The following is a 19,284-nucleotide window of genomic DNA, read 5'->3' as shown; positions in this document are numbered from 1 at the left end:
ACCCTTTATATAAGGCATAAATCAATGCAATACATGATGATACAGAAACAAGACAGAATGGTCCGTCCCCCTGAACGGGGTTGGGCTATTTTGGAAAATGGGGCGGTCGCTCTGGTTGTGATTGCCGTGATTACTGTAGTTTTGGGAGGAATTTATATGTTGTATGACCGCAAGGATGCTGTTGTAGAAACAACGAATCTGCAAACTATCATCTCCAGTACTCAGGGGTTAATGAAAGGCAGTGGTGGATATGAATTTAGTCATGCAGACAAGATGACAGGTATCCTGATTCAGTTGGGGGGCGTACCGAAGAGTATGACGGTTCGCGGCGATACGACTGTCGGTAATGCCACGCTGTGGAATACCTGGGGTGGTCAGGTTAAGGTCGGACCGAGCAGCACGGGGGGATTTAATAATGGATTCACGGTAACTTACGAGAGAGTCCCGCAGTCTGCCTGTGTTTCACTGGCGACTGGGATGAGCCGGGGAGGGAGTGCATCAGAAATCGCCATTAATAATACTTATCACGCTGATGGTAAAGTCACACTGGAAAGCGCCAGTACAGAATGCACAAAGAACAACGGTCGTACCGGTACCAATAAACTGGTCTTTACGATTAACGGTTAAATGAAGACACTGATTGCGGTTAGCTTTCCTACAGAATATACCCCTCTGGTTATGATGACGTTATTTGTCATCGGATGCGTGCTATTGCGTCCTGTGAGTAAATTTTTGCACGAATACGGTATGTCGATGTGTTCAGGGCATCCGGCACCACGAATGGCTATCTGTCTATACATGGTGTCGGGCACATTGATGTTGTTATCACCAGCTCCGCTGATGGAACGGATAGCCGCACTGTTGCTGTTGAGTTTTTTGTTGCAATTATCGGTTATGGACGTTTTGAGTGGCTGGCTTCCTCGTCAGTTTACATTGGCTTGTCTGGTGTCCGGTGTATTGATCAATATTTCGTTGCAGTCAGTATCCATAACTCTTTTTGCTACAGTGCTTATGCTTGCTGGAATGGGGGTGTTGCGCAAGCTGATGAACTGGCATTCTCAATGTGAAGCACTGGGAATGGGGGATGTCTGGCTTATTGGCGCATTGTGTGCATGGCTGACAGGGTTACCGGCACTGATAGGCTGCATGATCGGTCTATCCGGTTTCGTGCTGTGGCATTTGGCACAATTACCTCATCGAAGTTCGAAAGGCGGGCCGCTGGGACCCTGGCTCAGTTTGGGGAGTGTGGTCATGTTGTTGGAGCGGTTATATCAGCCAATATGGGTAATCTAGTAATGACAGAAAGAAATGGCTGTAACGACAGTGAACCTGACCGGGGATATATGATGCTGGGCACTGCCGCTGGACTCATGATATTGCTGATATTGGCGGCGTTGGGCACCCGTATTTATAACGATTATCTGACGGAGAAGTCCTGGCAGGTCATGGCGGCGCAAAGCAGTCGTTTCAGTGCGGCGTCGAAAGCTTATATTGGCCGTTATTACGATAAATTGCGGCATTCAGCAACGACAGCTCAGCCTGTGATTATCACCCCGGATATGTTGAGAAAAACGGGGCTGTTGCCATCCGGATTCAAAGACACCAACAGTTCAGGACAGCGCTATCAGACCGCTGTAGTGCGAAATACCCGAGATCCGGCATTATTGCAGGCAATGGTGGTGACACAAGAAGGGAGTCAATTGCCTTATAAAGCTCTGCGCTTGATATCGATGGATATCTCTACCGGATTGGGGGGATATATTCGGGATGGAAAGACGGCTACCGGCGCAATGAGTTCATGGACGGTGCCTTTAAAGGATTTTGGGATAAACAGTGGTGAAGGTCATCTGGCCGTGTTATTGAGCGCAGATGAGTTATCTACTGCCCGTGAGGAGAGCGACCGATTGTACCGTTTTGCTGTCCCCGGTCGTCCGGAGCTGAATAAAATGCATACTGACATTAACATGGGAGGCAACAACCTGAACAATACGGCTACTGTGAATGCACAGACTGGACATTTCAGTGGTGATATCCGGGCGAATGCCGGCCAGTTTCAGGGGGATATTCGTAGCCACGATGGCTGGATTGTGACGACAAGGAATAAAGGCTGGTTAAATGAAACCTATGGGGGTGGTTGGATGATGTCAGACAGCAACTGGCTTCGCAGTGTCAATAATAAAAGCGTTTATACTGAGGGGCAAATCAAAAGCGGTACCCTCCGGGCTGATGGGCGTTTGTCGACCGGGGAGTTTTTACAACTTGATAAAGTGGCAGTGGTGGGTACGCCCTGTTTACCCAATGGATTGGTTAGCCGCGATAGCAAAGGCGCCATACTGTCCTGCCAGTCGGGGCTGTGGACAAAAGCAGAAGCTACCTTGCAGCAGAATCAATGTTATCAGGATGGAAACTGGGGGGGACGTGATTTCTCTGAACACCGATGTAAGCCTGGATATTATGCGGCGGGACTGAAATTTGTGGGTCACCAAAGGAGCGAATCAGCTTATGTCATTACCTGCTGTAAATGAAAATGTCACATGTTCATATATCTGATTTTTATTTTGTTGGTGTTATGTTGTCCTTGTTTTGCACTGGTGAGCAGATTAACGCCCTGGCGGGGATTTATCTGTTCGGGTTTTCGACACAGGAAAAAACGGTATTACGTCATTCATCTTTCCCCGACTGACAGGATAGGGCGTCTGACGCGAAGCCGAACCCGGTGCTTTCATGCGGCATTTGTTCGCGAACTTGAAGGGGCACTTTTACGGGCAGACAGGGATATTCTGTTTCGTTCTCATTTGATGCGACCTGCTCAGATACAGCTGGCCTGTTCGGTTCTGGCACGTTATCCAACATGGCGTTACCGGATGGTTAACGTGGTGATCCCTCTCTGGGAGCGAACAGGAATTACATTACAAAACTTACTGTATGAGTGGCGTTATGTTCCGACGGCTGCCTGTGGTGTTATGGTGGTGGTGAAGCAGGAAAAATAACATCTTATATTGGGGGATAATTTTCATTTTTTCATGTTGAATTTTTTATCGTCATCCTCTCTGGTTTTGCCCAGTATGCTTCCCGGTATCAGGTTAATCATATGATTAGACTCTAATCATGACCTGAATAAGTCGCATTCCTGTGTCCGTTGCTTTGTCAGGCAATCTGATAATACTAAAAAATACGCTAGGCACAGCGCTAAATAAAACAAACAAGGATGTTGTGGTATGACAACTGAAATACCTCTTCTGTCGCCGACGTCTGAAGCTGAAATTGATAGCTTGCGGCAGGTGGTTTCTCAAAAGACCCAACCCAGATTGTTGTCGTTAAAAAAATGTCTGAGGTATCTGTCAATATTGCTTGTTATTGTCAGCATAGCGTTGCTGGCATTCGTGGTACGGCAGCAACATCATCAAGTTAGTGGAATTTCAGTCATTGATGCGAAATGGATCATTCCAGCATTTGCCTGATGAGGTGCAAAAGCTGCATGAACGGCTTGATAAAGCGGATACCGGCTTTGTCTCCCATCAGGACTGGCAAATGCAAAAATAAGGCTGATGTGGGTTGAAAACCGTCGTTAATCACAGGTTTGACGGTTATAATTATCTGGCAGAATTAAGCCATTAATGCGATATGAGAGAATTGAAATCCTGTTGCTGCAACGACGTTACGCAAAGTTTTCAAAGTCGGATTGCCTTTAGGCGACAGCGTTCGGTACAGAGTCTCGCGTGAAACACCTGCCTTATCTGCAATCTGTGCCATTCCTCCTCGTGCTTCTACAACATGGCGTAATGCCATAAGAAATGCTTCCTGCCCGCCTTCTTCATCCATATCAACAAATGCCTGATGCAGATAATGCTGAGCAAACTCAGGATCTTCACGGAGAAGCTGCACCATTGCATCATCATGTAAACGTGCTTTGGCCATAATTACCTCTTCAAATAGTCCTTCAGACATTCAATCGCCTGATCTATATCGGCATCTTGGGTTCGTTTATCGCCCCCAACTAACAATAACACCACTTCACGACCAACTAAGCTGTAATACACTCTGTAGCCAGGCCCCTGATCTATGCGAAGCTCCCAGACACCCTCTCGACAAGGTTTATTATCACCAAAATTTCCGGTAGCCATTCGGTTAACCCGTGACGAGATTTTCGATTTCGCTATAGGGTCACGAATACCTTTCAGGAACTCCATATACAAGTCCCGGTTATCGGAGGTGAGATAATGTTTGATCGTGTTCATATAAATTATTGTATCTTTAAAGCTACGAATCTGTCAATGTAGCATCTTTCGGTACGAATAATGGAGAGCGTAAAAAACCGTGGGGCAATCATTTAAATGCTCCCCTCGGACGGCAGTTCTGAATGGCGAGCTAAAAAGCACAATTTGAACGTTGGTATCCCAGCATCAAAATTAATGAGCTAGTCGGAATATGGTTGATGGTTTTACATTAGCTATAGCGGCATAAACGCCAATGTAGTGCCCCACAGATTTTATGCTCTATATGAACGCATCCCGTTTGCAAGACAAAAATTACTCTGACATCGACGGTAGGTTGCAGCTCTATATCCGGCCTTATTACAGCCAGAGCTGCGGGCCTCGATGTAATCCGCTGACTGACTCCTCACTCTCCTAACGAGCTTTACGCTCAGAGCATAAATCAGGTTTAGCAAGTCACGGTCTTACCTGTCTTTGTCATCATTATCATTGCCTTAGCAATCTTTCTACATTCATCCTTGTAGTTAAAAGTGAAAGTTGATCAGTGAAACACCTCAGTAAGGTCTGACACTGACGTAATCTTTTTGATATTCCTGCTGATGGGCGACCAATGCCCAAACAGTACGAGCCAGCTTATTGGCCATCCCCACTATCACTACACAGACCGGACGGCGTTTTTTCAGCTCCGTCACCCACGGCAGCGGTATTTTTGTCAGTAAGGTGGCCACTCTTGCACCGTGAATAAACAGGGTTCTTAGATAGGTATCTCCCCGTTTACTGATGCCCAGTAATTTGACCCGGCCTCCCGTTCCCGTTTGTTTCGGCACCAGGCCCAAATAGGCCGAAAATTCCCTGCCCGACCGAAACGCTCTGGGATCGCCCATCGTTGCGATGGCGGCTGTCGCAATTAAGACACCGACGCCGGGAATTTTCATAATTCGCTGACAATCAGCATTCTGCTTTGCCCACGTCGTCAGTTGTTTTTCCACCTGTTCAATTTGTTCATCGATTTCGTTCAAACGGTGGTATTGCTTTTCAAGCAGATTGAGTAGGAATGGTGCCAGTTTTTCCTTTAGTCGCTCAAGGACTTCAGGCATGGCTTTATCCAGCGAGGTTCTGCCCTTATGTACGGTTTCACCAAATTCCAGCAGTAAACCCTGTAACGAATTGATCTGCGCGGTTCTGAATTTGACGAGTTGATAGCGCATCCGGTGTAATGACAGAATGGCCTGCTATTCTTCATTTTTGATAGCAACGGATTTACCGGGTTGCTGAACGGCCAGCCAAATCGCCCGGGCATCCTGAACATCGTTTTTATTTCCCATCCGAAATGCCCTGACAAACTGAGCCTTAAGCAAACGCACTTCATGTCCCAGCTTTCTCAGTTCCCGTGCCCAATAGTGAGCGCCACCGCACGCTTCCATACCAATCAAGCAAGGCTCACGGTTACTAAAGAAAGTTAAAAAATCATTTCGTTTTAGTTGCTTGTCAATGAGTTCACCGGTGTATTCATCAACAAAATGAATTTGCATCAAATGTTTTGCAATATCGACGCCAACAGGAGTAAATTTCATGGGTGGATCCTCCCGTCATCAGGGAGCAACAGGCTTCCCGCTTAGGCACTATAAGGCCGGAAATCTGAGAGGCTCCATGCTTCACCTCTCAATTTCAGCACGGTGCCAAGGGCTAAGTGATTGGGATGCGCTCATTACATTCTCATCAAAAAAATCGATTGATTGCCTGTGTCTATGTGCATACCCCTGCCATTCGTGTTTCACTGGAAACATTGTTGGCGTTTGCTGAGCCTATGCGCCAGACAGCACAAGCGCTCAGTCAACTGGTCACGGCTGATAACGTAGCATGATGAATTATAAAACCACCTTGGTACTAGACTTTATTGTGCTGTACACTGATGATGGGAATTATTTTTTAATAAGAAAATATGAATAATAAAAAGGCGCGCCCCACACCCCATGATGCTACATTCAAAGGGTTTATGGCTCAGATAGAGAATGCCCGAGACTTTTTTGACATTCATCTGCCGGAGAAAATTAAGAGGCTATGTGATTTTAATACGTTAACACTGACTAATTCTTCATTCATTGACCGTCAGTTACGTTCAAGAATGTCCGATGTGCTCTATTCGGTGAAAACTCAACAAGGTGACGGTTATATTTATGTACTTGTTGAACATCAGTCAACGCCGGATAAAATGATGGCATGGCGCATGATGCATTATGCTTTTATGGCGATGAATCAACACCTTCAACAAGGAAATAAGGAACTCCCGCTGGTTGTGCCCGTTTTGTTTTACCACGGTGATAGCAGCCCTTATCCTTTCCAGCAACGCTGGACACAATGCTTTTCATTACCTCGCTTAGCGGAAGAGGTGTATTTCAATCCATTTCCACTAGTCGATGTGACCGTGATTGATGATAATGAGTTAGTCAATCATCGCAAAATCGCCGTGATGGAACTGGCGATGAAACATAAAAATTTGCGAGACAGGGTTGAAGCTGTGACCACATTATTGGCACAGGCCCTTAAGTACAATTATAATAGTGACAACGATGTTGTTACTATTCTTAACTACCTGTTTGTTACAATGGATTCTCCACATTTTGAACAGGTACTTCAGAAACTGATTGAACAGGTAGGCAGCCATCAGGAGGCAATAATGAATATTGCACAGAGATTACGGGAACAAGGTATTCAGCAAGGTATTCAGCAAGGTATTCAACAGGGCATTCAGGAAGGCATTCAGGAAGGTGAAAAACAAGCTTCAATTAATATTGCCCGTGCCTTTTTAAAGAATGGTGCCAGTATTGAACTGGTTATGAAAAGCACCGGTCTTAGCCGTGAAGAACTCCTCTCCTTACAATAACCTTTTCCTTTCTATTTTTTGTACTTTTACTCACCTTTTTAAGGTGGGTAAAAGTATTTGCTAATGTCAACAGGCGCGGAACTCATTGGGGCGCGGGCATCCTTGCCTATAGTGACGCCGGATAGATTTAAGCAAGCCAAAAATTCATCAAAAATTAGTGTTGCAAAAACGAGGGGAACCATAGATTTTATGCTCTATATTGGAGTGTAATTTTCATTTTTTCATGTTGAATTTTTTATCGTCATCCTCTCTGGTTTTGCACAGTATGCTTCCCTGTGTCGGGTAATCATATGATTAGACTCTAATCACTACTGAATAAATCGCATTTCTGTGTCCGTTGTTTTGTCAAGCAACTCGATAATACTAAAAGTATGCCAGGCACAGTGCTAAATAAACAAGGATGTTGTGGTATGACAACTGAAGTACCTCCTCTGTCGCTGACGTCTGAGGCTGAAATTGACAGCTTGCGGCAGGTGGTTTCTCAAGAGACCCAACCCAAGTTGTTGTCGTTAAAAAAATGTCTGGGGTATCTGTCAATATTACTTGTTATTGTCAGTATAGCGTTTCTGGCATTCGTGGTACGGCAGCAACATCATCAGTTAGTGGAATTTCAGTCATTGATGCGAAATGGATCATTCCAGCATTTGCCTGATGAGGTGCAAAAGCTGCACGAACGGCTTGATAAGGCAGAGACCGGCTTTGTCTCCCGTCAGGACTGGCAAATGCAAAATGACCAGTTTCATCAGGCATTGATAGCGCAACAGGGATCCATCAACGACCAACAGAAACAGCTCTCACGGTCAGTTACTGATTTAAGCCGTGCTCATCAGGATCTTACCGAAGCAGTGAGTGTATTGAAAAATATCGGGAAACAGCAGGAAATGCGCGTTGACGCATTAATCGCGTGGAAATCTCAGCAGGAAAAGCATTCTGGTAGAAAAGCGGGCACACCTGACCGGGAGGTTCTTCGAGCTAAGAAACAGAGAGTTGCTCCTTTCATACTTTCGGGTATTGAACGTCGGGGAGAACAAGTTTATGCCGTTATTATTCCACGAGACACAGATCCTCATTCCCAAATATCTCAAATGCGCTTACTGACTCCGGGTGAAAGCGCATTTGAGTGGACTCTGGTCAGTATCTCCGATCATCAGGCTTTGTTCCAGGTACAAGGGCACCGTCAAACCCTGTCAGTTAACGAGGGACAATAATGAGAAAAGGTTTTTTTCAGCCAGAGGTGTTGGTTGATGCTGGTTGGCGTTGTCATGCCTCTGTCAGCCTCGGCGGCACAAGTTGCTATCTCGGAACAGACAACCACGGTTGCGAAAGCGACCCGGCAACAGGTTATGCAGGCCGAAAATCACCGTATTCAGGCGCAAGCGTGGGGGCTGACAGAAGCCGAATTTCAGCGTTATCAGCAATTGATGCAGGGGCAACGGGGTATTCAGTCTCCTGGACTCGATCCGTTGAGTGCATTGGGCATTGAGGCAGAAACAGTACAAGCGCGTCAACATTATGCAGAATTGTGGGTCAGGCAGGAATATGTCCGTGCTGAAAAGGAACTGGCGTTCCAGCGGGCGGTGGATGCGGCCTGGAAACGTCTGGCACCGAATATTTTGCCGGTTAATTTAGGGAAGGGGGACGGAATCGCACAGGGTAATCAGGGACGGCTGGCGTTGTTTGTGAAAGAGGATTGCGCGGCCTGTGATGTTCGGCTGGCTGCTGTCTTGTCAGCTGACAGAGAGGTGGATATTTACCTTGTAGATAGTGAAGGCAATGATGATGTTTTACGTACCTGGGCAGGTAAACATCATATTCCGTCAGAAAAAGTCCGTAGTCGAAAAATCACACTCAATCATGACAAAGGGCGCTGGCGACAATTTGGTCAGGGGAAAATGCCGGTCGTGCTACAACATGAGAATGACGGATGGCGTGTGGTGGCATTTTGAGTCTCGCTGTAGCGGGCAGCCTTTTTTGGGTGACCGAGGGTATAGCCGCCGCCGTAAAGCAGACTGTGCCGCCTGGGTATCAGCAGATTGCGCGGGTGCATGGCGTACCCGCTGAAATGCTTTATGCGTTGGCACTGGCTGAATCGGCAAAACGTTTGCCACAGGAGAAACATGAACGCCCCTGGCCGTGGACGCTCAATGTGGCTGGAAAAAGTTATCGTTATGCAACCCGACAGGCGGTCTGGCAGGCGTTGCAGGGATTTATGCGCAGCGTACCCCTCAAACGTATTGATGTGGGGATTACTCAAGTGAATTTAGGCTGGAACGGCCATTATTTTCGTTCTTATTGGGATGCCTTGGACCCCTATACTAATCTTCATGTGGCAGCTCGTATTCTGAAAACCTGTTATCAATCCAATCCGGGGAGTTGGTTGAATGCGGCAGGCTGTTATCACCATCCCGCTGGCGGTCAGCCCGCGAGTAAGTATCGGAAAATCGTCGCACGTAAACTGAGCACGCTGGAGACCCGATATCCTGTTTTATCCACCAATATTGCTGTAGCTAATACGACACTGACCTGGATTGAACCGAAGGAAAAGTAAAGAAGATGTTAATCCATAACTTAACCCGTTATCGCTACCGTTTATTTTTAATGATGATGATATTAACACCTTGTTCTCAGGCTGCACTGACTATTGTGGCTGATTTGGGTGGACAATCTACGGCAGCGTATTTTGATGCCATTAATGCTCAGGATGATGAACTGACCGCCACTTCAAATGCGGAGGTGGCCCCGTCGGATTTAACCGAAGGAGGCATGTTACCGGTGGAAACACCAGAATTGTCTCCCGGACGTGTTGACGCTCGTCCGTTGCAATTGCCGGGAATGGGGGCGTTGTTCATGATTGGGGATGATGCCCGGTCAAAACAGTGGTTGAAGAAAAATTTGGTTGGTCTTCGGAAAAAGCAGGCGGTGGGGTTGCTGGTCAGTGTGCGGGATAAAACACAACTGGATGAACTGCGTCAGCTTGCAGAGGGCTTGGTATTAGCTCCCGCTTCCGGCAGTGATTTGGCTCGTCGTTTGCGCTTACAGCATTATCCAGTGTTGATTACCGATACTGGCTTAACCCAGCAGGTGCGTTGATGTGGTCCCGTCATCCTATACTATCCGAACTGGTGTTACCACACAGTTTCACCGTGCTTTTGTTGGGATTATTGTTGGCAGTTGTGGTGTTATGGCGGGCTAGATGAGCGATCGTTATGTGATTGAAGCGCGGTTACGTCCGGCTGTTGAGCTGAATACCGCTGTTGTTTCGGCGGTTGCCGCCGGTGTCTGTATCGCAGCGCCGTGGGCTGTGGCATTGTCACCATCGGTCAGTTATGTCATGGCGGCAGGTTTTGGCGTGTTATCAGGTCTCCGATTTCGGCAGGGGCTACGTGTACTGAACTACCGGCGCAATATCCGACGATTGCCCCGTTATGTGATGGCCAGCCACCAGGTGCCCGTCAGTCATCAGAGATTGTTTCTGGGGAAAGGGTTTCTTTGGCAACAAAAACATACACAGCGATTTCTGGATACCTTGCGCCCGGAAGTCGAACGTTATGTTCAACCTCCCCGGTACTATCAATTAGCGAGGGCATTTGAGCGGCGGTTTGAGTACCCATTGCCTTCTTTATGTCGTCTGACGCAACGTGATTCTCCGTGGAACCCGCTGAGGCCATTGCCGCCGGTAGGAGGCAATCCGGCATTGCATGGCATTGAGCCGGAAGAGGTTAATGTATCAATGGACCTGTGCGAGCGGGTTGGCCATATGTTGGTACTCGGTACAACCCGTGTTGGTAAGACTCGGCTGGCAGAACTACTCATCACGCAGGATATCCGGCGAGGTAATATCACGATTGTGTTTGATCCGAAAGGGGATGCAGACCTGCTCAAACGCATGTGGGCGGAAGCGCATCGTGCCGGGCGAGAAGATGAATTCCAGGTGTTTCATCTGGGCTGGCCGGATATTAGTGCTCGTTATAATGCTGTCGGACGTTTTGGCCGGGTTTCAGAAGTCGCTTCTCGTATAGCGGGACAATTGAGTGGGGCGGGTAATAGCGCCGCTTTTCGTGAGTTTGCCTGGCGTTTTGTCAATATCGTTACCCGCGCCTTGGTGGCACTGGGGCAGCGACCGGATTACACCCTGATATTACGCTATGTCACCAATATTGGGGAACTGTATGAAACTTATGCTGAAAAAATTATCAGGCAATGCCTGCCTGTGTTATGGACGCAGGTGGAGAAAAGCCTGGGTCTGCTGACGGAAGACGATTTGCCACGCAATATGCAGGGGCAGACGAATGCAGTGAAAATCTGGGCGATTGAAATGGCACTAAGCTCAGAAGCGGGGAAAAAACTCTACGATCCGATACTGGACGGGTTACGTAGTGCAGTTCGCTATGATCGCACCTACTTTGACAAAATTGTGGCATCCCTGTTGCCATTATTGGAAAAGCTGACCACGGGGAAAATAGCTGCTCTGTTGGCGCCAGATTACACGGATATGAATGATCCGCGTCCCATCTTTGACTGGCAACAAGTGATACGTAAGAAAGGTATCGTCTATGTGGGGCTGGACGCTTTATCGGATGCAGAAGTGGCTTCGGCAGTAGGTAATTCTATGTTCGCAGACTTGGTTTCTGTTGCAGGTCATATCTACAAATTTGGTTTGGATGATGGTTTACCAGAAGGCAAAACGAGAAAACTCCCTATTAGCTTACATTGTGATGAATTTAATGAGCTGATGGGCGATGAATTTATTCCGCTGATAAACAAAGGGGGTGGTGCTGGGATTGAGGTAACCGCTTACACCCAGACCTTGTCTGATATTGAAGCCCGTATTGGCAGTAGTGCTAAAGCTGCACAGGTGACCGGGAATTTCAATACCCTAGTCATGTTGCGGGTTAGGGAAAACAACACTGCCGAGCTGTTAACCCGCCAGTTGCCGGAGGTAGAGGTCTATACCAAAACTTTGGTCTCCGGGATTACCGATATCTCCAGTCCAGAGCAGGGGAGTCACTTTACCTCTAACACTCAGGACCGGGTTAGCACGATCAGAACGCCGTTAATTACTCCCGCCGAGGTGATTAATTTGCCGAAAGGTCAGGCATTTGCTCTGCTTGAAGGGGGACGGTTATGGAAGATCCGCATGCCGTTGCCAGCAGCCGATGATGATGACCTGATGCCGGCAAGTCTGCAAAAAATCGCTGATGAAATGCGTAAACATTACCGTACCAGTGAATCCTGGTGGTCGGGGAGCGCAATGCCAGATGACAGACAGGTTGACCTGAATGCGGTGTTAAAAACTGCTGTGTTGGCCGATAACTTTGACATGGAGGTGGCAGACAATGGCACAAGCGAAAACTGAGTTGCCGCAGACACCACCGAAAAAGTCAGGACCATTAAAAACGGTTTTGTGGGATTTTCCGTGGATGCTTATTGGCTTGTTGCTGGCTTCGCTGCTTTTCAGTCTGGTGATTGAATATTTTGGGATCGCTTTTTTCTGGCCGGAACAAGGTGAGACACACAGCCAGCAAGTCATGATCACGGAAAGCGGTTGGTTGTCTAAAGAATTTACTCGCAGTTTACTGTTATCGGAGCCTGCTACTACGCTCAGTATCGGGTTAAAATGGGGGTATCAGTGGGTGTTTGTAGACAGTGGTGCACTAGACTGGATTAATCAGCAGCATACAGTACAAGCTCGGAGCCACCATGAAATGGTGAGAGAGTTGAGCGATTGGAGTGTATGGCTGGCGGAAAGTTTGCGGAAGTATCTGCTGGCAACGGTATATGTGACCGTAACCTTTGTTATCCGGCTCACTATATTGGTATTGTCTTTGCCATTGTTTGTGATGGTTATAGGTGTTTCTGTCGTTGAAGGGCTAAGTCGACGTGACTTGCGACGTTATGGTGCTGCCTATGAATCGAGCTTTGTCTATCATCATGCCAAACGGTTTGTGAAACCGGCGTTTTGTGTACCCTGTTTGTTATATCTCTCCTGGCCGTCGGCTGTGTATCCTAATTTACTATTGTTACCCGCAGCTCTCCTATCGGGGATAGCTATTACCGTGATGATGAGTACTTTTAAGAAATATCTTTGAGGTAATAAATAGGTAAAATTTTTAATGATTTTTGTTAGATTTTTCAGCGAAAAAGCCTAATTTGGCAGTAAAAAGAAAAAATAATGGAATTTACTCAGTTAACCATTTAGCATGTTTTTGTACTGCCTTTTCGGCAGTTACCGTATAGGTGTTCTTAGTAACCTTTTATGTTATGAATTGGGAACAGATAAAATGTTGCAACTTGATTTTGGATCTTCAGATTCCTTCGAACGAGCGATATCTCCATTTGAGGAGATGGCTGCATATGAAGCGCTGTGGACTGAGCAGGGCGCCACATTTAAAACTATTGCTGATAAATTCCGGCAAGCACCTAATGGTACGATACCATCTGAACTTGTCCCCGAAGAAGAAAGAGAGTCTGTCAAAAAGTCACTGAAATATATTCTTAATAAATATTCTGTGGAGCATTTAGGTGTTAGAGTGCACGGAGCTAGTGAGTATCCTGATAAATTGAGAGATGCTCGTCACCCAATAGAATTGTTTTATTATCAAGGTTGGTGGGATTTAGTTAATACTCGGTGTGTAGCTGTTGTCGGTTCACGAAAGATATCTGATGAAGGTCGCCGTAGAACAAGAAAGCTAGTTAAATGTCTTGTGAATGATGGATTTACTATCATTTCTGGCTTGGCTGAGGGAGTAGATACGGTTGCTCATACGACTGCGCTGGAGCTGGGAGGTAACACAATAGCGGTTATTGGTACTCCGTTGTCTCATATTTACCCAAGACAGAATAGTGAGCTCCAAAAGGCAATTAGAGAAAATTATTTGCTAATTAGCCAAGTGCCGTTTAAACGTTATATTGAGCAAGATTACCGTAGTAATCGTCTGTTTTTTCCTGAGCGTACTGTGACTATGTCGGCATTATCTGAAGCGACTATTATAGTTGAGGCATTTGATACCTCAGGAACGATGACGCAAGCTAGAGCGGCTTTGAATCAAGGCAGGAAATTATTTATATTAGAATCTTGTTTCAAGAACACTTCAATTAGCTGGCCGGCAAAATATGAAGCGTTAGGGGCTATAAGGGTTAAAGACTATGAGGATATTAGGGAACATCTGTGACTTACTGTCTTACAAAAATTGATGAATTGAGTTGTAGAGATCACTACTATCTTGCAGAAGACGACACTTGTTAATTTTATGGTGAATAGGTAGTCACTATAAAACAATGAAAATGGTTATTAAAAACCATTTGCCGCAAGTTCATATTGTGGGTTTATTTGTAGCTAGAACTGTGTGTGAAGCTGAAATCAATTGGTTTGATGAGTGCTAAATAATTCCTCCAATTTAATATCGACTAATTATTTATTAATACCTCTAACACACCATTTAATTATATTTTTTTGGTGTCGAATTGTACTTAATTAGTCAAATCTGCCTACAGAAAATATTATCTGTAAAGTTTGAATAAATGAACGCCTAATGATCTATTATACCACTTAATTCCTTTGTTGTATTAGAAAGCCTCAGTTATCAATTCTATCTTATTAACCAGATGGGGTGTTTATAGTTTTATACCCTAAGTTCAGATATTCAAAATTTTCAAAATCAGATAAACAATTATTCACTGTAATCGTTACTCTTTTTTGTCACTCTATTGGTGTGTATATCTACGCTGATTAGAGTAATGCTATGGTTTATTTCCGCTTATTTTCCCATAGTCTTTTTGTCCTGACGATACTCATGAGTTGGCCTGTACTGGCCGGAGAAAAAGATGAACTGACCACCACACTCAGGCAGCTTGACCAGGTGCAGGCCAGTTTGGAACGTGCCCGGGTTTTGGCAGTTCAGGAGGGTCAGGCAGACCGTTTTTATTTTGATTATCTACGTGCTAACCGGGACCTCAATATTATCCGTGAAGGCATTAACCGCTATCTGACACCATCCCGTGCCCAACCAGGGATTTCTGCGGCTGTGCTGGATGTGACCGGTCAATATCGTCAGGAGCGAATACGGTGAACGAGGTACAACGCAATGCATTCAGGGCTGCTTCCGGCAATCTCGATCCCCATGTGATGCAATTTCTCTGTATCGGTTTACTGATAGCGGTGCTGTTTCTCTGGGCCGCATGGGGAATAGTGGACGTCTGGCAGGGCTGGGCCAATGAAAAGGTACGTGAAGCGGCGATGAACCGTTTTGTCATTCGTGTGGCGTTGTTGCTGGTGATGGCTATCTGGATGTTTGCCAGCTAATCGGTTTTTTAACCTGTAATGGAAAAAAGGGAAAAGGAAATGGATCTGTTAAACCGGGGATGTCAGTCACTGTTCCGCTTGTTTACCCGTATCAATACCCGTGCAGTGTCACTCTGTGTGCTGGCTTATCTGGTTTGTCAACCCGTGACAGCGGCATTGCCAACGGTTGAACCGCCTTCCAGCGGGAGTGGCGGCGGCATTTTTAATACCGTTAAAGGTTACTTGCAGGACGGCATAGTAATAGGCGGGCTGGTCGTTGCCGCGATCGCGTTTATCAATGTGGCGACAGCGGCAATCCATACTTTTTCTGAAGTTCGCAGTGACAGAGCTTCCTGGACTAAATTTGGCGCGATTGTGGTGGTTGGTGTAGTGCTGTTAGTGGCTGTTATCTGGCTGCTGGGCAAATCGACTTCCATTCTCTTTTAACCCCAGGGAAGTGTCAGTATGGTTCAGACTATTCGTTTTTTACCTGATCGTCTTAATGCCGAACCTGTCGTGTTCCGGGGATTTACTACCCCAGAGCTGGGCTGGACGGCATTAACGGGACTGATAGCTGGCACGGTCATTGGCTTGTTACTGGCACCAGTAACGGGTTGGGTGATGATACCGACGGTGGCACTGATTGCGCCGTTATTATTGATTGCCTTTGGCGGCAAATACCTGGCCCGGATGAAACGCGGTAAACCGGAGAATTACCTCTATCGGCAACTGGAAGTGAAAAAGCGGCACTATGGTCTGGGTGATCCGTCACTGATTGTCACATCACAACGTTGGTCGTTGCGCCGCAGTTATCGGGTAATAACTAAAGCGAGACGATTATGAGTCGTTTTCGTCATGCAATTCAAGATCGGGACCAGCATATTCTGACGTTACGCGCTGCCTGTGGTGTGCTGGTTTTGTTGTTGTTACTGAGTCTGAGTGGCTGGATGATGGCGCCGAGAGAGTTAACCATTCATACGCCGCCGGATGTCCGTAGTGGCAGTACCCGTCCGTGGTGGGAAGTGCCCGTTTCCCAAGTTTATGCCTTTGGTTTTTATATTTTTCAACAACTGAATGCTTGGCCGAAAGACGGGGACGTTGATTATCCGGCGAAAATAGCGGCGCTTTCACCTTATTTGACCCCCTCCTGTCAGGTGTTTCTGGAACAGGATGCTCAAAACCGGTCACAAGTGGGTGAGCTAAAAGATCGCGTGCGGGTGGTGTATGAAATTCCGGAACGGGGCTTTCGTGATAGCAATGTGACGGTGAAGGGCCGGGATAACTGGGTTATCCGGTTAGATTTAGTCGCTGATGAATATTTTCACGCTGAGCCGGTAAAACGGGCACTGGTACGTTACCCAATTAAAATCATTCGTTGGGAAGGGGATGCAGAGCGTAACCCGTTTGGTCTGGCACTGGATTGTTATGACAGCACACCGCAACGGCTGGAAGCCGCATCGCAGCCGGCACCGGCGAAAAAGGGGATATTCCAGTGAAAAAACAGGTACTCGTCGAGTTATTGGCATTGACCGCATTATTATTCTCTGGGTTGGTTATGGTTTCACCCGTTGAGGCTGTGGAGTTGATGAAGTGGGAGCGTATCCCGCTGCCGGTTACTCTGCATGTTGGACAGGAGCGAGTGGTTTTTGTGGATAAAAATGTTCGGGTAGGTTTTCCGAGTGCGCTGAATGGCAAATTGCGGGTACAAAGCACCGGTGGCGCAGTGTATCTGTATCCAAGTGAAACGTTTACCCAGACCCGACTGCAACTTCAGGATGTGGAAAGTGGGGAAGTGATTTTGCTGGATGTGACAGCTACAAATGGAAAAGGTCCCTTTGAGCCGGTTCGTGTGGTGTACCACGGGGATGTGACCACGCTGACGGACAACGACCAGGTTCACTACGGTGCCAAAGGGGATAACATGTTAGCAACGTCTCCCTTTCTTGCTGGTGAACGTCAGGCCGTCCGGCGTCAAAAACTGTCCTACACGGCTCCGCTGCCGGTGGTCTTGACCCGTTACGCCGCGCAGAATCTGTATGCGCCGTTACGTACAGTAGAAGCTATTCCCGGCATTCACCCGGTATCATTGGCGCTACCAACCCGATTGACCACATTGTATCCCTCAGCGCCGGTAATAGTCTCCCCATTAGGGGGCTGGGGGGTGGATAACCTCACTGTGGTGGCGCTGAAAGTGCGTAATACCCACCGTGAGAACGTGGTGCTTGATCCACGCAGGTTGCAGGGGCAATTCATATCAGCGACCTTTCAGCATCGTTGGCTGGGACCGTCAGGTACGCCGGAAGACACGACTACCGTCTATTTGGTGGTGAAAGGTCGGCCTGACCGTGCCTTTCTGCCTGAGCCGGTGATATCAAGAAATTCCGCCAGGAAAAAAGGAAGCCACCATGCAAATTAAGTCAAACGGCTTGGTGAAATGGGTCGTGCCTATTTTTGTTATCGCGGGATTAGCAGTGGGTATAAAGAGTTGCCGGCAATCTAATACCTCTGTTAGTCAGGCAGTTAATAATCGTGCGCTGGCGGAGTTGTCTCCTGGGGAGTTACGTACATTAGGTATTGAGGGAGATACCCCGGAAGACACGTTACGTACGTTGATCGGTGCCTTGCGCAGTATCCGTATTCAGCAGGAGGCACTGGAAAAACAAAATGCACAATTACTGACTGACAATGAGAAATGGCGAAACGGGAGTCAGAGCATGACTGACCAGATTAACCAGGCGGTAGCGGGCAACCGCGAAGAAACAGAAAAGCAACAGCAGGTATTGAAAGCGGAGCAGCAAACGCTGTTCAGCCGACTTGACCAGTTGACCCGTCAGTTAGGCAATAAAAGCATAAGTACAAACATCCCTCTGGTTGAGCGTGATATTCCGCTGGGATTAGGATTGGACGATACCGGCCAAAATACGACCTCAGGCGGGGACCGGTTGGTCTGGATTAGTCCACAGGATACGTTACCGGTTGACTCACAGGTTGCAATGAGCGGGCAGCCAGAGACTCCCCGTTTCCCCGTGTCATTTTTGGAGGGCAATGCATTGAGCCGTCAGAAAGTGGAATATGACGGTATGACTAAAAATCAGCGAGCCATTACCGATAGTCATACAAACGAGACTGTTTGGCCCGTTTATACCCTGCCCGAGAATACGACGCTGGTCGGCAGCCAGGCGATGACGGCATTATTAGGCCGGGTACCAGTAAATGACAAAGTCACTGACCCGTATCCTTTTAAGGTACTGATTGGTAAAGATAACCTGACTGCCAACGGCATTGAATTGCCGGACGTGGAAGGCGCGATTGTTTCGGGTACGGCTACCGGTGACTGGACCTTGTCTTGCGTGCGCGGCAATGTCACCTCTTTAACTTTTGTCTTTGCAGACGGTACCGTCAGAACTGTGCCGAAATCGGATAATCGCACCAATGGCAGCCATCACGTTCAGGATAATAGCAGCGGTGGTATCGGCTGGCTATCTGACAACAACGGTATTCCGTGTATCAGCGGTGAGCGTAAATCCAATGCATCCAGTTACTTACCAACCTTATTTGTTCTTTCTGGTGGCACAGCTGCGGGTGATGTGTTGTCGCAAAGCCAGCTAACCACTCAGTCCAACGGTTATGGCGGTGCGACGTCATCACTGACCGGGGATGCCGGTAAAGCGGTTTTGGGGCAAGCCGCTGCCGGAGGATTTAAGGCCGTATCCGAATGGGTCAAAGCCCGTTATGGCCAAACCTTTGATGCCGTCTACGTACCGCCGGGAGCCAGCGTGGCGATACATATTACCCGACAAATTCCGATTGACTACGAAACACAGGGGCGCAAGGTGAAATACCCCTTTAGTCTGGGACAGGAGAACAGCGATGGGCTGGACTGAGAAAATGAATATCTGTGGAGT

At 47.3% G+C, this 19,284-nt stretch carries 23 protein-coding genes and 1 pseudogene; 21 read left to right on the top strand and 3 right to left on the bottom strand.

The window, feature by feature from the left end; genetic code table 11:
* Positions 1–24 precede the first annotated feature (24 nt).
* From TI10_RS16135 to TI10_RS16115, 5 genes are all read left to right on the top strand, one after another.
* Complete coding sequence (locus TI10_RS16135) at positions 25–627, top strand: type 4 pilus major pilin (protein WP_080985079.1); 603 nt, start codon at positions 25–27, stop codon at positions 625–627.
* Complete coding sequence (locus tag TI10_RS16130) at positions 628–1,293, top strand: prepilin peptidase (protein ID WP_049584428.1); 666 nt, start codon at positions 628–630, stop codon at positions 1,291–1,293.
* Between the two features lie 2 nt (positions 1,294–1,295).
* Complete coding sequence (pilV, locus tag TI10_RS16125) at positions 1,296–2,525, top strand: shufflon system plasmid conjugative transfer pilus tip adhesin PilV (RefSeq protein ID WP_175445359.1); 1,230 nt, start codon at positions 1,296–1,298, stop codon at positions 2,523–2,525.
* Between the two features lie 9 nt (positions 2,526–2,534).
* Positions 2,535–2,990, top strand: a complete 456-nt coding sequence (locus TI10_RS25190; protein WP_074525049.1) for a hypothetical protein — start codon at positions 2,535–2,537, stop codon at positions 2,988–2,990.
* Between the two features lie 228 nt (positions 2,991–3,218).
* Positions 3,219–3,461 carry a hypothetical protein gene (locus tag TI10_RS16115; RefSeq protein WP_049584426.1) on the top strand — a complete coding sequence of 81 codons (243 nt, stop codon included), beginning with the start codon at positions 3,219–3,221 and terminating at the stop codon, positions 3,459–3,461.
* A gap of 145 nt (positions 3,462–3,606) precedes the next feature.
* Here the strand turns inward: TI10_RS16115 and TI10_RS16110 are convergent, their stop codons facing one another.
* From TI10_RS16110 to TI10_RS16100, 3 genes and pseudogenes are all read right to left on the bottom strand, one after another.
* On the bottom strand, positions 3,607–3,918 hold the full coding sequence (locus TI10_RS16110) for an addiction module antidote protein (protein WP_021324288.1): 312 nt from the start codon (positions 3,916–3,918) through the stop codon (positions 3,607–3,609).
* A 2-nt stretch (positions 3,919–3,920) separates the two neighbouring features.
* Positions 3,921–4,238, bottom strand: coding sequence for a type II toxin-antitoxin system RelE/ParE family toxin (locus tag TI10_RS16105; RefSeq protein WP_011145421.1), 318 nt, complete (start codon positions 4,236–4,238; stop codon positions 3,921–3,923).
* A gap of 530 nt (positions 4,239–4,768) precedes the next feature.
* Positions 4,769–5,788 (bottom strand): annotated as a pseudogene (locus TI10_RS16100) (IS110 family RNA-guided transposase).
* 125 nt (positions 5,789–5,913) lie between these two features.
* On the opposite strand from TI10_RS16100, the gene TI10_RS25185 reads away from it, so the two are divergent.
* The 16 genes from TI10_RS25185 (at position 5,914) to TI10_RS16025 (ending at position 19,263) form a co-directional block, all read left to right on the top strand.
* The gene (locus TI10_RS25185; protein ID WP_155416490.1) at positions 5,914–6,078 is read left to right on the top strand and encodes a hypothetical protein; all 165 of its coding nucleotides are present in this window, start codon (positions 5,914–5,916) and stop codon (positions 6,076–6,078) included.
* Positions 6,079–6,156: 78 nt separating this feature from the next.
* The gene (locus TI10_RS16095) at positions 6,157–7,098 is read left to right on the top strand and encodes an Rpn family recombination-promoting nuclease/putative transposase (protein WP_049584425.1); all 942 of its coding nucleotides are present in this window, start codon (positions 6,157–6,159) and stop codon (positions 7,096–7,098) included.
* A 410-nt stretch (positions 7,099–7,508) separates the two neighbouring features.
* Positions 7,509–8,306 carry a hypothetical protein gene (locus tag TI10_RS16090; protein WP_049584424.1) on the top strand — a complete coding sequence of 266 codons (798 nt, stop codon included), beginning with the start codon at positions 7,509–7,511 and terminating at the stop codon, positions 8,304–8,306.
* A gap of 36 nt (positions 8,307–8,342) precedes the next feature.
* Positions 8,343–9,044, top strand: coding sequence for a TIGR03759 family integrating conjugative element protein (locus TI10_RS16085; protein WP_049584423.1), 702 nt, complete (start codon positions 8,343–8,345; stop codon positions 9,042–9,044).
* On the top strand, positions 9,023–9,646 hold the full coding sequence (locus TI10_RS16080) for a transglycosylase SLT domain-containing protein (protein ID WP_244161627.1): 624 nt from the start codon (positions 9,023–9,025) through the stop codon (positions 9,644–9,646). Before TI10_RS16085 ends, TI10_RS16080 begins: the two co-directional genes overlap by 22 nt.
* A 5-nt stretch (positions 9,647–9,651) precedes the next feature.
* The gene (locus TI10_RS16075) at positions 9,652–10,188 is read left to right on the top strand and encodes an integrating conjugative element protein (protein WP_049584422.1); all 537 of its coding nucleotides are present in this window, start codon (positions 9,652–9,654) and stop codon (positions 10,186–10,188) included.
* A 103-nt stretch (positions 10,189–10,291) separates the two neighbouring features.
* Positions 10,292–12,454: a type IV conjugative transfer system coupling protein TraD gene (traD, locus tag TI10_RS16070; protein ID WP_049584421.1), complete on the top strand. Its 2,163-nt coding sequence runs from the start codon at positions 10,292–10,294 to the stop codon at positions 12,452–12,454.
* Positions 12,435–13,187 carry a TIGR03747 family integrating conjugative element membrane protein gene (locus tag TI10_RS16065; RefSeq protein WP_049584420.1) on the top strand — a complete coding sequence of 251 codons (753 nt, stop codon included), beginning with the start codon at positions 12,435–12,437 and terminating at the stop codon, positions 13,185–13,187. Before traD ends, TI10_RS16065 begins: the two co-directional genes overlap by 20 nt.
* Before the next feature lie 192 nt (positions 13,188–13,379).
* Positions 13,380–14,270, top strand: a complete 891-nt coding sequence (locus TI10_RS16060) for a DNA-processing protein DprA (protein ID WP_049584419.1) — start codon at positions 13,380–13,382, stop codon at positions 14,268–14,270.
* Positions 14,271–14,840: 570 nt separating this feature from the next.
* Positions 14,841–15,167 (top strand): integrative conjugative element protein, RAQPRD family, encoded by a 327-nt coding sequence (locus TI10_RS16055; RefSeq protein WP_049584418.1) that lies wholly within the window; start codon positions 14,841–14,843, stop codon positions 15,165–15,167.
* Complete coding sequence (locus TI10_RS16050) at positions 15,164–15,400, top strand: TIGR03758 family integrating conjugative element protein (protein WP_049584417.1); 237 nt, start codon at positions 15,164–15,166, stop codon at positions 15,398–15,400. The genes TI10_RS16055 and TI10_RS16050 overlap by 4 nt, the downstream gene beginning before the upstream one ends.
* A 39-nt stretch (positions 15,401–15,439) precedes the next feature.
* Positions 15,440–15,826: a TIGR03745 family integrating conjugative element membrane protein gene (locus tag TI10_RS16045; protein ID WP_225814729.1), complete on the top strand. Its 387-nt coding sequence runs from the start codon at positions 15,440–15,442 to the stop codon at positions 15,824–15,826.
* Positions 15,827–15,844: 18 nt separating this feature from the next.
* Positions 15,845–16,222 carry a TIGR03750 family conjugal transfer protein gene (locus tag TI10_RS16040; RefSeq protein WP_049584416.1) on the top strand — a complete coding sequence of 126 codons (378 nt, stop codon included), beginning with the start codon at positions 15,845–15,847 and terminating at the stop codon, positions 16,220–16,222.
* Complete coding sequence (locus TI10_RS16035; protein WP_049584415.1) at positions 16,219–16,875, top strand: PFL_4703 family integrating conjugative element protein; 657 nt, start codon at positions 16,219–16,221, stop codon at positions 16,873–16,875. The genes TI10_RS16040 and TI10_RS16035 overlap by 4 nt, the downstream gene beginning before the upstream one ends.
* A 59-nt stretch (positions 16,876–16,934) precedes the next feature.
* Complete coding sequence (locus TI10_RS16030; protein WP_244161638.1) at positions 16,935–17,795, top strand: TIGR03749 family integrating conjugative element protein; 861 nt, start codon at positions 16,935–16,937, stop codon at positions 17,793–17,795.
* Positions 17,785–19,263, top strand: a complete 1,479-nt coding sequence (locus TI10_RS16025) for a TIGR03752 family integrating conjugative element protein (protein WP_049584413.1) — start codon at positions 17,785–17,787, stop codon at positions 19,261–19,263. Before TI10_RS16030 ends, TI10_RS16025 begins: the two co-directional genes overlap by 11 nt.
* Positions 19,264–19,284 lie beyond the last annotated feature (21 nt).

This window comes from Photorhabdus luminescens subsp. luminescens, from assembly GCF_001083805.1.
GTDB classification, from domain to species: Bacteria; Pseudomonadota; Gammaproteobacteria; order Enterobacterales; family Enterobacteriaceae; genus Photorhabdus; species Photorhabdus luminescens.
The sequence above is the reverse complement of the archived record's forward strand: the minus strand, read 5'-3'. Positions and strand labels throughout refer to the sequence as shown.